Genomic DNA, 12,907 nt, shown 5'->3' on the forward strand with positions numbered 1-12,907 from the left:
GCACCATGTGCGCGGGCGCGCTCACCCTAGCCCGCATCGGCCGCCTGGTCTTCGGTGCCTGGGAACCCAAAACCGGTGCGGTCGGCTCCCTGTGGGACGTCGTCCGTGACCGACGTCTCAATCATCGCCCCGAGGTCCGCGGCGGTGTCCTCGAATCCGATTGCGCCGCACTGCTCGACACCTTCTTCCACGCCCAGCGCCCCTGAGGAGGCGATTTCGGTTTCCGCGGGGTCGTCCGGTAAAGTCACCAGCGGTGGCGTGTCCGAGCGGCCTAAGGAGCACGCCTCGAAAGCGTGTGAGGGGTAACCCCCCTCCGAGGGTTCAAATCCCTCCGCCACCGCTCCCGCCCCTCACCTGCTCGCGCAGGTGAGGGGCTTTTTGCTGGGGCAGCGACGATGTGATCGGGCGGTACGGTCAGCTCATGGCGAGCTGGCCGCGCCCGTCACCGGATGAGCAGCTTCGCCACCGTTTCCGGGTGGTACACGAATCCCGCGTGGCTGGTATCGAGGGTGTCCACCTCGAAGTGATTCCCGGGCGTCGCCGCGTCCGCTTCCGCGATGAGCCGGTCCTGCATGTCGATGGGGAGGGACCGGTCCTGGGTCAGCCGCACGTATTGCCGACGGACCTGCCCGCCGAGGTCGGGGTGCAGGCGGGCGTCGCCCATCATCGCGGCCAGGGATTCGTCGGGTTGCAGGGCATTGAGGAAGGCGAGGAATTCCTGTTCGCCGCGGTCGGCCATCAGTGCGGCGTGCAGGCGTGCGAGTTGGTCTCGGTCGGCGCCGCGGTAGTTGGCGCGTCCTACGCCGAGTTCCATCGCATCCCCGACGTTCAGGTCGGCGAGTCCGGGTAGCAGGCTCCGGGTGAACTCGGGTTCGGACATGTACTCGATCGGATTCGCCAATGTGGTGCAGGCCCACGCGGAGATGTACACGATCCGGTCCAGCAGATCCGGTACCTGGTTGGCGACGACGCTGATACTCGTGCCGCCGAGGCTCGCGCCGACGAGTACGACCGGGCCGTACTCGTGCACCCGCTCGACCACGGTTCGCACCGCGTCGGCATTGTCCTCGAGGGTGACCGCGGTGAGTGCGGACGGCTCGGTGGCGAGCCGGTCGAGCTGCTGCGGCGCCTGGTAGGCGATCGGGAACTGGGCCTCGAACCCGTGCCCCGGCAGGTCGACGGCGAGACAGCGCTGTCCCCGCAGCGCCAGTTCCCGTTGGATGGGTGTCCACATGAACGAGCTCGTTCCCGAGCCGTGGACGAAGACGAAGGTGGGCATGCCAAAGGCAGAGTTACGCATAGGAATTCCTGTCGAGTGCGGAATCGGCTACTCGACGGCACGAACGTGGCGACGCGGGTACGCGGCCACGCTGGCAGCCACGACGGGCTGCGGAGTGCGTCGAGTCAGCCGACGCGCAGGCGCATGAATTCGATGAGCACGGGTCGACTGTATCCGATCTTGATAGGCGTCGCCATCCGGAATTGCCTACCGCCCACCCGATCCGGGGGTGACCAGCCCGGATTCATACGCGAGCACGACCAGTTGCGAGCGGCCGCGCGCACCGAGCGCGGCCAGCCCTGCTCAGCGGCCAGTTCCTGCTGTCGGTGCTGTATCAGTGGCCGCGGGCCTCAGTGCTGTTCGACGAGCGCGCCAGCCATACCCTGGCCGAAATCGAGCGTGCGGCAACGGAATTCCAGCTCGGTCAGTACCTACGCCTGACCGCGGCCGGATTGTCCGCGCTGTTCGCGATCCTCGCGGCGCTGGAATGCCATCGGGCGTGGGCGCGGTCGACCGTCGCCCGCGGGTGACCGAATGCACCGTCCCCGAAAACAACTGCCCCCGAAAACAACTCGCCCCCCATCCGATGGATGAGGGGCGAGTCGTCGATGAGTGGCGTCAGACGCCCGCTGTTTCCTTCTCCAGTGCGGCCGCGTCGTCCCGCGACTTGTTCTCCCGCATCGCGGTGAGCTTCGCGCCCTCCACGTCGATATCGGGGAGGATGCGGTCCAGCCACTTCGGGATCCACCAGGCGTAGGGGCCCATGAGCACCAGCAGCGCCGGGATCACGACCATGCGGACGATGAAGGCGTCGAAGAAGACGCCCGCCGCCAGGGCGAAGCCCATGGACTTGGCCACCACGTTCTCCTGGAGCATGAACGCGCCGAAGACGGAGATCATGATGATGGCCGCCGAGGTCACGACGCGGGCGCCGTGGTGGTAGCCGCTGATCATGGCGTGCTTGGAGGACTTGCCGTGCACGTACTCCTCGCGCATGCGGGTCACCAGGAACACCTGGTAATCCATGGCCAGGCCGAATACCAGGCCGATCAGCATGATCGGCAGGAAGCTGACCAGCGGATGGCCCTCGAACAGCCCGAACGCGCCCTCCTGGAAGATCAGCACGGTCGCGCCGAAGGTGGCCGCCATGGACAGCAGGAAGCCGAGCGCGGCGGTCAGCGGCACCAGGATGGACCGGAACACCAGCACCAGCAGCAGGAACGCGGCCCCGGCCACCAGCGACAGGTACGGGACGACGGCCTTCAGCAGCGCCGCCGACACATCCGCGTAGATGGCGGTGGTCCCGGTGATGCCGTACTCCATGCCGTACTTGTCGTGGAACTCCCGCTCGGCGTCGCGGGCGTGCTCGACCAGATCCTTGGTGGTCTGATCGTTGGGTCCGGCATCGGGGACACCGGTGAACAGCGCCGCGTTGCCGTCCTCGCTCGGCATGGTCGCGGTCAGGTAGTCCATGCCCTCGTAGCCCGCCAGCCGCTCACGCAGGTCGGTGACCGCGGCCTCGCGCTGGTCCTGCGGCACATTCGTCAGATCCACCGCCACCATCAGGGTGCCGTTGGAGCCCTCGCCGAAGCCCTTGGTCTGCAACTCGTACGCCTCGCGCATCGGGTTGCCCGCGGGGTACGAGTCACCGCCGGGCAGGCCCAGCTGCATATTCGCGGCGGGTGCGGCCAGCAGGCCGAGCACCACCACACCGGCGGCCAACGCCAGCACCGGAGCCTTGGCGATCAGACGGGCGAACCGCATGCCGTTGGTGACGGCGGTGTCGTCCTCGGGATCGTGCTTGGCGACCAGCGGCAGCTTCGGCTTGAACAGGTACTTGCCGAACGCGCCCAGCAGCGCGGGCAGCAGGGTGACGGCCACCAGCACCGCGAACGCCGCCGCGACCGCGCCGAAGATACCCATGTAGGTGAGGAATCCGACGCCGACGATACTCAGCGCGGCCAGGGCGATGACGACCGTCAGACCCGCGAAGATAACCGCGGAGCCGGCGGTGCCGACCGCGGTGCCGGCGGCCTCCTCCGGCGAATCCGCCACGCTCAGCTCGTGCTTGTAGCGCGAGACGATGAACATGGCGTAGTCGATGGACAGCGCCAGGCCGATCATGGACGCCAGGATCGGCGTGAAGGTCGGCAGGGTGAGCCAGTGGGTGCCGAACAGGATCACCGAGATCGCGGAGCCCAGGCCGATGAGGGCCGTCAGCACCGGCACGAAAGCCGCCACGATGGCGCCGAAGGCCACCGCCATCACCACCAGCGCCACCGCGATACCGATGAGCTCGGCCGCGCCGCCGGTTTCCGGCTCCTGGGCGATGCTGCCGGTCAGGTACACCTCGAGTCCGGCCGCCTGCGCATCCGCGGCGACGTCGTGCGCCTTCTCCCGGTCGGCGGGGGTGACATCGGCGAAACTCGGAATCGAGTACTTGACCTCGACGGTCGCCACCGAGTCCGGCACGGTCTCGCTGAGTACGTTCAGCGGCGCGCTGGCGCAGACGGCGGTGAAGCCCGGACTGTCACGATCGCCGGTGAGGCAGTTGATATCCGCGGGTTTGCCGATCTCCTCGGTGGCGGTGATCGGATTGACGACGGGCTTGCTCTTGTCGACGATGTCGAGGGCGGACAGCTTGTCCACGAACGCCTGCAGCGCCGCCGCGTTCCGCGGATCGGTGAGCTTCTCGCCCTCGGGTGCGCCGACCACATAGGTGCCGGTGACCACATTCATGTCGAAGGCGGCCGACATGCCGGGGAAGTGCTCGTCGAGGATTTCGGTGGCCCGCTCGGACGGCAGTCCGGGCATGGTGAACTGGTCCTGGAACGGTTTGGAGAGCGCACCGCCGATACCGCCGAGCAGTATCAGCAGGGTCAACCACACCGGTATGACTATCCACTTTCTGCGGAAGGCGAACCTTCCCCAGCGGTAGAGGTATACGGACACGAGGGTCTCCTGGCGATTGGCTGTGCGTGTGCTGGTGTCGAGCTACTCGTAGACAGCACTCCCTGCGGGTGCCGCGTGCGCACTCCGCCTCCAGACTGACGTTTTCTGCCTACCGTGCGGTAGGTAGACTACCCAGCGCCTAAGCGGAGGAACAACCTCAATTCCGGTGGCGCTACTCGCAGTACAGACTAGTGGTGAGAGGATCATCCCATGACCGGACGAGAACCTGCTGTAGATATCGCCGCAGGTAGAGGCACTAAAGACGTCATCAGGGATGTGGCACTTCGGCTCTTCTCCACCAGGGGCTTCGAGCAGACGAGCTTGCGGGAGGTCGCCGATGAGGTGGGAATCACAAAGGCGTCCCTCTACTATCATTACTCCTCGAAACAGGATCTGCTGCTGGCCGTGATCGAACCGGTCTTCGAGGACATGCGCGCCATGGCCGCCGAGATCGACGAGCGGGAATACAGCCGTGACGCCGTCCGCGAGATCCTCACCCGCCAGTTGCGCTCCATGCTCGATCACCGCCCCATCGGCCGGATGTTCGTCAACGACGGCGTCGCGGTCGGCAATGCCATCGGCCACAACTACGAGCAGATGCTCGAGATGCACAGCAAGCTGTGCCGGTGGCTGGCCGGACCGGATGCCGATCCCGAAGCGCTGCTGCGGGCCAGCGCGGCCCTGGACGTCGTCAAAACCGCGCTGTTGTCGCAGCAGATCGCGCCGGATGTGGATGAGGAGCTGGTCGAACGCGTACTCCTGGACGCGGCGCTCGGAGTTCTGATCCCGGCGCGCTAAATTCTTCTTTCGCCGTACCGAACTCAGGAGCCCCTTGTGCACATCACCGCGAAAGTCGACTACGCGGTGCGAATACTCGTCGAAATCGCCCGGGCGCAATCGCAATCGGTGAAGGCCGACGTGATCGTGGCCGCCCAGGAGATCCCGCCGAAGGTGCTGGAGTCGGTGGTCGCCGAATTGCGCAAGGCCGGACTGGTCACCAGCCGCCGCGGTCCCGAGGGCGGCTACCGGCTGGCCCGGCCCGCCCGCGAGATCAGCGTGGCCGATGTGATTCGCGCGGTGGAGGGGCCGCTGGCCTCGGTGCGTGGGCAGCGGCCCGAGGACGTGGTGTACCCCGGGGTGGCCGAGCCGTTGCAGCGGGTGTGGATCGCGCTGCGGGTGAACATCCGCTCGGTGCTGGAGCGGGTGAGCATCGCCGATATCGGCAACGATCTGCTGCCGACCTTCCTGGATGAACTGCTACGCGATCCCGATGCCTGGACCCGGCGTCCGCGCCCGCTGGACACCGCCCCGCACGGGGAATGGCGCGACCCGGAGACGGGCCCGCACGGCGAGTGGCGCGACCTGGACCGTCCGGATATCTGACCCGCCTGCGGAAGGCTTCGTTTCACTTTTCTGGGCGGCGGCGCGCTGCCCCCACAATTCCCGGGGACGGGTGCGCCGCATCGGGGGTAGCCTGCGAACATCATGTTGATCAGACTTCTCCGCACCTTCCTGGCGCCCTACCGGTCACAGCTGGCGGGGGTCATTGTGCTTCAGCTGATCTCGGTCCTCGCCATGCTCTACCTGCCCAGGCTCAACGCCGACATCATCGACTACGGCGTCACCCGGGGCGATATCGGTTACATCTGGAACACCGGCCTGTGGATGCTGGCCGTGACCGGTGTGCAGATCGTCGCGCAGGCATCCTCGGTGTACCTGGGCGCGCAGGCCGCCATGGGCGCGGGACGCGATATGCGCGCGGCCCTGCTGCACCGCGTCGGCAGCTTCTCCGCGCGCGAGGTGGGCATGTTCGGCGCGCCCTCGCTGATCACCCGCAACACCAATGACGTGAACCAGGTGCAGCTGCTCATCCTGATGAGCGCCACCATCCTGGTGATGGCCCCGATCATGTGCGTGGGCGGCATCATCATGGCGCTGCGCGAGGATCTGGGCCTGTCCTGGCTGCTGCTCATCGCGGTGCCCGCGCTGGGGCTGTCGATGGCCTTCATCATCACCCGCATGGTGCCCGGCTTCCGGCGCATGCAGGAGCGGATCGACGCGGTGAACCGGGTGCTGCGCGAGCAGATCACCGGTATCCGCGTGGTGCGGGCCTTCGTGCGGGAGCGGCAGGAGACCTGGCGCTTCGGCGTCGCCAATTCCGAGCTGACCGAACAGGCGCTGTACGTCGGCCGCTATATGGCGCTGATGTTCCCGCTGGTCATGCTGATCTCCAATGTGACCGCGGTGGGCGTGATCTGGTTCGGCGGCCACCATGTGGACGCCGGGACCATGCAGATCGGTTCGCTCACCGCCATGCTGTCCTACATCATGCAGATCCTGACGGCGGTCATGATGGCCTCCTTCCTGGCCATGATGGCCCCGCGCGCCGCGGTGTCGGGCGAGCGCATCGGGGCGGTGCTGGACACCGAATCCTCGGTGCTGCCGCCGCCGCTGCCGCGGCCGTTCGAATCCGATCCGGGTTCGGTGGATTTCGCCTTCGCCGAATTCAAGTTCCCGGGTGCGGAGAAGCCGGTGCTGCGGGCCATCCGGTTCCGGGTGGATCCCGGCACCACCACCGCGGTGGTGGGCTCGACCGGTTCCGGCAAGACCACGCTGATCAATCTGATTCCGCGGCTCGTCGACGTCACCGACGGGGCGGTCTACGTGGGCGGCACCGATGTGCGGCATATCGACCTCGACCAGTTGCGCGCGCAGATCGGCCTGGTGCCGCAGAAGGCGTACCTGTTCTCCGGGACGATCGCGTCGAATCTGCGCTACGGCAAGCCCGACGCCACCGACGCCGAACTCTGGCACGCCCTGGAGATCGCGCAGGCGGCCGACTTCGTGCGGGATATGCCGCAGGGCCTGGAAACTCCGGTGGCACAGGGCGGTACGACGGTGTCGGGCGGCCAGCGCCAGCGCCTCGCCATCGCCCGCGCCCTGGTGCGCAAACCGCGCATCTACCTGTTCGACGACTGCTTCTCGGCCCTGGACGTGGCCACCGACGCCCGGGTCCGCGAGGCGCTGCGGCCGGAGACCGCGAATGCGGCGGTGATCACTGTGGCGCAACGGATTTCGACCGTGCGCGAGGCCGACCAGATCGTGGTGCTGGAGGACGGCGCGATCGTCGGCCTCGGCACCCACGACCGACTGCTGCGCGACTGCACCGAATACCGCGAGATCGTGGAATCGCAGCTGAGCCCGGAGGAGGCGCGATGAGACACACTGGGCGGAGCCTCTCGTCGTGCCGACCGGGTGCGGGTGTCCCGCAGGAAGGAGCGGCGCGATGAGACATACTGGGCGGAGCCTCTCGTCGCGCCGACCGGGTGCGGGTGTCCCGCAGGGAAGGGCGGCGAAGTGAGGCCGGGGGCACCGAATCCGGGCGCTCCGGACGCGAAAGCCAAATCGTTCGGTCCGTCGCTGAAGCGGCTGCTGCGGCGGCTCGCGCCCGAACGGGCCTCGCTCATGGTCATTTTCGTGCTCGCGGTGGTCTCGGTGGTGCTGAACACCCTGGGGCCGCAGATCCTGGGCAAGGCCACCAACCTCATCTTCGACGGTGTGGTGGGCAAACAGCTTCCGGCCGGACAGTCCAAGGAGCAGGTGGTCGAGCAGCTGCGCGCCAGCGGCGACACCACCTTCGCCGACATGCTCTCCGGCATGGACGTGGTTCCCGGTGTGGGCGTGGACTTCTCGGCCGTCGGCATGGTCCTCACCGGGGTGCTGCTGCTGTTCATCGGCGCGTCGCTGTTCGGCTGGCTCCAGTCGTACCTGCTCAATATCGTCATCAACCGCACCGTGAAGCGGTTGCGCGGCGATATCGAGGCCAAGATCCACCGGCTGCCGCTGCGCTACTTCGACCAGCTGCCGCGCGGTGATCTGCTCTCGCGCGTCACCAATGACGTCGACAATGTGTCACAGACGTTGCAGCAGACCATGAGTCAGCTGGTCACCTCCACGCTGACGGTGATCGGCGTGCTGTTCATGATGTTCTGGATCTCGCCGCTGCTGGCGCTGATCGCGCTGCTGACGGTGCCGCTGGCGGTCATCGTGACCGCCCAGATCGCCAAGCGCTCCAAACCGCACTTCGTGGACCAGTGGAAGTACACCGGCCAGGTCAACGCCCAGGTCGAGGAGGCCTTCACCGGCCACGAGATCGTCACCGCCTTCGGCCGCGGCCGCGAGGTGGGCGCGGAGTTCGACAAGACCAACGCCAAGCTCTACCACGCCGCGTTCCGGTCGCAGTTCATCTCCGGCCTGATCATGCCCGCCATCATGTTCCTGGGGAACCTGAACTACGTGCTCATTGCCGTGGTGGGCGGTCTGCGCGTGGCCTCGGGCAATCTGTCGCTGGGCGAGGTGCAGGCGTTCATCCAGTACTCGCGCGGTTTCACCCAGCCGCTCACCCAGATCGGCTCCATGATCAATCTCTTGCAGTCGGGGGTGGCGTCGGCCGAGCGCATCTTCGAGATCCTGGACGCCGAGGAGCAGGTGCCCGACCCCGAGGTGGAGGATTCGCGGCCGGTGGACCGCGGCCGGGTGGCCTTCGAGGAGGTGTCGTTCCGCTACGAGCCCGACACCCCCGTCATCGAGGAGCTGTCCCTGATCGCCGAACCCGGTCACGTGGTCGCGATCGTCGGCCCGACCGGTGCGGGCAAGACCACGCTGGTGAACCTGCTCATGCGCTTCTACGAGCTGGACGCGGGCGCGATCACCATCGACGGCGTGGACATCACCCGCATCACCCGCGACCACCTGCGCGAACGCATCGGCATGGTGTTGCAGGACACCTGGCTGTTCGGCGGCACGATCCGGGAGAACATCGCCTACGGCAATCCGGAGGCGTCCGAGGAGGAGATTCTGGAGGCGGCGCGGGCGGCCTACGTGGACCGTTTCGTGCATGCGCTGCCGCACGGTTACGACACGGTCATCGACGAGGAGGGCTCCGGCGTCTCGGCGGGTGAGAAGCAGCTCATCACCATCGCCCGCGCCTTCCTGGCCAAACCGTCCATCCTCATCCTGGACGAGGCCACCAGCTCGGTGGACACCCGCACCGAACTGCTGGTGCAGCAGGCCATGGCGGCGCTGCGCCGGGACCGCACGAGCTTCGTCATCGCGCACCGCCTGTCCACCATCCGCGATGCGGACCAGATCGTGGTCATGGAGCAGGGCCGCATCGTCGAAATCGGCACCCACGAACGCCTGCTCGCCGCCCGTGGCGCGTACTACCGGCTCTACAACGCCCAGTTCGCCGCCGCCATCACCGACGAAGGCGGTGCGGACGAGCCGGACGCGGACGCGGTACCGCTGGCGAAGTTCTGACGTGCGTCGGCCGGGCCCCGCTGCCTGCTCGCCCTGTGCGCTGTGCCCGCCCGCGTGCCACGCTCCGTGCCCGCTGTCGCACTGGCGCGCGCGGCCCCGCCCTGCTTTACTCGCTAGAGTAATGCTCTAGCGAAAGGGGTGTCATGTCCGACACCGCGCCCATGCGTGTCCTCATACTTCTCGGACCAGTACACCCTGCGCCGCACCCTCGGCCTCGATACCGCCGACACCGGCCTCGCCCTCGACTCCCGCACCGTCACCGCCGTGCTGGCCGCTGCCCGCCGCCCCACACTGGCCCGACTGCTGCGCGGTCGCACCGTCGAACGCCTCCTCACCCGAGTCCACCTCGGCTCCGACCGCTTCGCGGTGGTGGCCGAATCCGGTTCCGCCGGTGCCTGGTTCATAGGCAACCGGCAGAGCCGCGCCACCGGTCTGGTGGCGGCCCTGCTCGTCCAGCGCGTCTCCGAGTTCCCCGCGGGTATCCATCACATCGAGGAGTTGGTGGAGCCCGCCGATTTCCTGTCCGCCGTCGCCGCCCACGGTTACGACCTGCGCCTCACCTGGCCCCGCGAGGGCTGACGTGGGTGCGGCCGCTGACCCGTCTCGGGTGCGCGGCGGGGAGCTGGGAGGATGTCTGGGTGTCTTCCCCCGAATCCTTCGCTTTCAAGGTCGGCACCCGGTTGGACGGTCGGCACGGCCGCACGGGTGTGATCAGCACGCCGCACGGCGATATCGCCACGCCCGCCTTCATTCCGGTGGGCACCAAGGCGACCGTGAAGGCGGTGCTGCCCGAGGCCATGAAGGAGCTGGGGTCGCAGGCATTGCTGGCCAACGCCTACCACCTGTATCTACAGCCGGGTCCCGACATCGTGGACGAGGCCGGTGGGCTGTCGAGCTTCATGAACTGGCCGGGACCGACCTTCACCGACAGCGGCGGCTTCCAGGTCATGTCGCTGGGCGTGGGCTTCAAGAAGGTGCTCGCCATGGAGGCCGTGGGCGTGCAGAACGACGACGTGATCGCCAAGGGCAAGGAGCGGCTGGCCCACGTGGACGATGACGGCGTCACCTTCCGCTCCCACCTGGACGGGTCGAAGCACCGCTTCACCCCCGAGGTGTCCATGGGCATCCAGCATCAGCTGGGCGCGGACATCATGTTCGCCTTCGACGAACTCACCACTCTCATGAATACCCGTGGCTACCAGGAGGAATCACTGGAGCGCACCCGGCGCTGGGCGCAGCGCTGCCTGGATGAGCACGAGCGGCTCACCGCGGCCCGCGCGCACCGGCCCTATCAGGCGCTGTTCGGCGTCATCCAGGGTGCGCAGTACGAGGACCTGCGGCGCAAGGCATGTCGCGATCTGGAGGAGTTGCGCGGCGCCGCCGGAACGGGTTTCGACGGATACGGCATCGGCGGTGCGCTGGAGAAGCACAATCTCGGCACCATCGTGCGGTGGTGCTGTGACGAACTGCCCGAGCACAAGCCGCGGCACATGCTCGGCATCAGCGAGCCCGAGGACATGTTCACGGCGGTGGAGAACGGCGCCGACACCTTCGACTGCGTGAACCCCTCGCGGGTGGCGCGCAATGCGGCCATCTACGTCGACGAGGGCCGATTCAATATCAACACCAGTCGTTTCCGCCGCGACTTCACCCCCATCGACGACACCTGCGACTGCTACACCTGCGCCAACTACACCCGGGCCTACCTGCACCACCTGTTCAAGGCCAAGGAGATCCTCGCCGCCACCCTGTGCACCATCCACAACGAACGCTTCACCGTCCGGCTGGTGGACCGTATCCGCGGCAGTATCGAGCGCGGTGAGTTCGACGCCTACAAGACCGACTTCCTCGGTCGGTGGAAGGGCCGAATCAAGGCTCCGGCCAACTGATCTCGGCCGGGTGTGGGAGCCGGAGCCCCCACACCCGGTGCGGTCAGCTCGCGAGCGCCGATTCCGCGCGCGGCGCGTAGGACGGCTCGTGCCGCTTCAGGTACCCGATCACCCAGTAGGTGAGGGGCAGCACGATGACCTCCGCGAGGGTCTTCCACAGGAACCCGACGATCACGTAGTTGATGAACGAGCCCCACGTGCTGATGCCGATGGCCGTCGCCGCGATGGAGCAGAAGATCAGCGTGTCACCGAATTCACCGACCACGGTGGAGCCGAGCAGTCGCGCCCACAGGTGCTTCTCCTTGGTCTTCTCCTTGATCGCGACCAGCGTGGCCGAGTTCAGCATCTCGCCCACGAAGTATCCGGCCAGTCCGGCCAGCACCAGTTGCGGCGTGGTGCCGAGCACACTGCGAAAGGCTTCCTGGTTCTCGTAGAACCCGGCCGGGGGCAGCTCGATGGCGATCTTGAACGCCACCACCATCAGCAGCAGGATGCCGAAGCCGTAGTAGATGGCCCGCCGCGCGGCCTTGAAGCCGTACACCTCGCTGAGCACGTCGCCGATGATGTAGGCGAGCGGGAAGAGGAACCACGCGCCGTCGGTGGTGATCGGGAGGAGTTCGATCGGCCCGAGGCTGAACGAGTGGTCGGAGAGGAACTGCACGCCCTTGGTGGCGCAGATATTCGAAATGATCAGAACTGCCGTGAACAGTGCCACGACCGGTGTGTAGTAGCCCCCCGCCGCCTTCGCGAATGCCGCGTGTTCGGTGGCGGGGCGTCCAGGTCCGACCGTCTCGGCCGGTAATGCATCACTCACGAAGTGAAGAGGATACCGGTCACTGCCATCGGTGGAATAGGCTGGGCAAATGACGAATAGCGGTGACTCCGACGAGTGGTGGAAGCAGTACGGGGGTGAGGGCGTCACGCCCGATTCGCCTTCCTCGCCGTCGGTACCGCAGCCCCCGGTCGCCGGTTATTCCTCGGCGCCGCAGTACCAGGCTCCGCCGATGACACCGCCGCCGCAGCAGTATCCGAATTACCCGCCGCCGCAGGCGAATCCGAGCACGCCCGGATACCCGCAGCCCACTCCCGCACCCGCCCCGGGACCGCCGTACGGCTATCAGTCCGGTGGTCAGGCACAACCGGGTTATCCCCAGGGCGGCTACGCGCCGTACGGGTACGCGCCCCAGCGGAGCACCAACGGCATGGCGATCGCGTCGCTGGTGGTGTCGATCCTGGGCTTGACGACCCTGTTCTTCTGCTTCCTGCCGATCGGATCGCTGGTCGGCCTGATTCTCGGCGTGGCCGCGCTCAACCAGGTGAAACAGTCACAGCAGGAGGGTCGCGGCCTGGCCCTGGGCGGCATCTGGGTCGGTGCGGTCGGACTGGCGCTGGGTGTGCTGGCGTGGATCTTCATCGGAGCGGCGGTCATCTCCGGCTCCTAGCCCGACCCCGGACGGACGAGAGCGGG

At 67.2% G+C, this 12,907-nt stretch carries 12 protein-coding genes and 1 tRNA gene; 10 read left to right on the forward strand and 3 right to left on the reverse strand.

Annotated elements, in window-relative coordinates; all coding sequences use genetic code 11:
- Both QK444_RS20870 and QK444_RS20875 read left to right on the forward strand, forming a co-directional pair.
- Window positions 1-206: deaminase (locus QK444_RS20870; protein WP_349239534.1), on the forward strand; the 206-nt coding region annotated here is incomplete at its 5' end.
- Window positions 207-252: 46 nt separating this feature from the next.
- Window positions 253-340, forward strand: a tRNA-Ser gene (locus tag QK444_RS20875).
- Window positions 341-442: 102 nt separating this feature from the next.
- Here the strand turns inward: QK444_RS20875 and QK444_RS20880 are convergent.
- On the reverse strand, window positions 443-1,300 hold the full coding sequence (locus QK444_RS20880) for an alpha/beta fold hydrolase (protein ID WP_349239535.1): 858 nt from the start codon (window positions 1,298-1,300) through the stop codon (window positions 443-445).
- A 305-nt stretch (window positions 1,301-1,605) separates the two neighbouring features.
- Here QK444_RS20880 and QK444_RS20885 point away from each other — a divergent pair, with 305 nt between their 5' ends.
- Window positions 1,606-1,809, forward strand: coding sequence for a hypothetical protein (locus tag QK444_RS20885; RefSeq protein ID WP_282782816.1), 204 nt, complete (start codon window positions 1,606-1,608; stop codon window positions 1,807-1,809).
- Window positions 1,810-1,897: 88 nt separating this feature from the next.
- On the opposite strand, the gene QK444_RS20890 is transcribed toward QK444_RS20885, so the two are convergent.
- Window positions 1,898-4,231 (reverse strand): MMPL family transporter, encoded by a 2,334-nt coding sequence (locus QK444_RS20890; protein ID WP_282782818.1) that lies wholly within the window; start codon window positions 4,229-4,231, stop codon window positions 1,898-1,900.
- A gap of 276 nt (window positions 4,232-4,507) precedes the next feature.
- Between QK444_RS20890 and QK444_RS20895 the strand changes: the two genes are divergently transcribed.
- From QK444_RS20895 to tgt, 6 genes are all read left to right on the forward strand, one after another.
- Window positions 4,508-5,029 (forward strand): TetR/AcrR family transcriptional regulator, encoded by a 522-nt coding sequence (locus tag QK444_RS20895; RefSeq protein WP_282782820.1) that lies wholly within the window; start codon window positions 4,508-4,510, stop codon window positions 5,027-5,029.
- Between the two features lie 36 nt (window positions 5,030-5,065).
- Window positions 5,066-5,614, forward strand: coding sequence for an Rrf2 family transcriptional regulator (locus QK444_RS20900; protein ID WP_282782822.1), 549 nt, complete (start codon window positions 5,066-5,068; stop codon window positions 5,612-5,614).
- 102 nt (window positions 5,615-5,716) lie between these two features.
- Window positions 5,717-7,450: an ABC transporter ATP-binding protein gene (locus QK444_RS20905; protein ID WP_282782824.1), complete on the forward strand. Its 1,734-nt coding sequence runs from the start codon at window positions 5,717-5,719 to the stop codon at window positions 7,448-7,450.
- Window positions 7,451-7,588: 138 nt separating this feature from the next.
- Window positions 7,589-9,550, forward strand: a complete 1,962-nt coding sequence (locus QK444_RS20910; RefSeq protein ID WP_282782826.1) for an ABC transporter ATP-binding protein — start codon at window positions 7,589-7,591, stop codon at window positions 9,548-9,550.
- A gap of 165 nt (window positions 9,551-9,715) precedes the next feature.
- Window positions 9,716-10,129: a hypothetical protein gene (locus tag QK444_RS20915; protein WP_282782828.1), complete on the forward strand. Its 414-nt coding sequence runs from the start codon at window positions 9,716-9,718 to the stop codon at window positions 10,127-10,129.
- Window positions 10,130-10,188: 59 nt separating this feature from the next.
- Window positions 10,189-11,439 carry a tRNA guanosine(34) transglycosylase Tgt gene (gene tgt / locus QK444_RS20920; RefSeq protein WP_282782830.1) on the forward strand — a complete coding sequence of 417 codons (1,251 nt, stop codon included), beginning with the start codon at window positions 10,189-10,191 and terminating at the stop codon, window positions 11,437-11,439.
- Between the two features lie 43 nt (window positions 11,440-11,482).
- Here the strand turns inward: tgt and QK444_RS20925 are convergent, their stop codons facing one another.
- Window positions 11,483-12,253 carry a queuosine precursor transporter gene (locus tag QK444_RS20925; protein WP_143983237.1) on the reverse strand — a complete coding sequence of 257 codons (771 nt, stop codon included), beginning with the start codon at window positions 12,251-12,253 and terminating at the stop codon, window positions 11,483-11,485.
- A gap of 49 nt (window positions 12,254-12,302) precedes the next feature.
- On the opposite strand from QK444_RS20925, the gene QK444_RS20930 reads away from it, so the two are divergent.
- Window positions 12,303-12,881 (forward strand): DUF4190 domain-containing protein, encoded by a 579-nt coding sequence (locus QK444_RS20930; protein ID WP_282782833.1) that lies wholly within the window; start codon window positions 12,303-12,305, stop codon window positions 12,879-12,881.
- Window positions 12,882-12,907 lie beyond the last annotated feature (26 nt).

This window comes from Nocardia sp. CC201C (assembly GCF_030010695.1).
Lineage (GTDB): Bacteria > Actinomycetota > Actinomycetes > Mycobacteriales > Mycobacteriaceae > Nocardia > Nocardia otitidiscaviarum.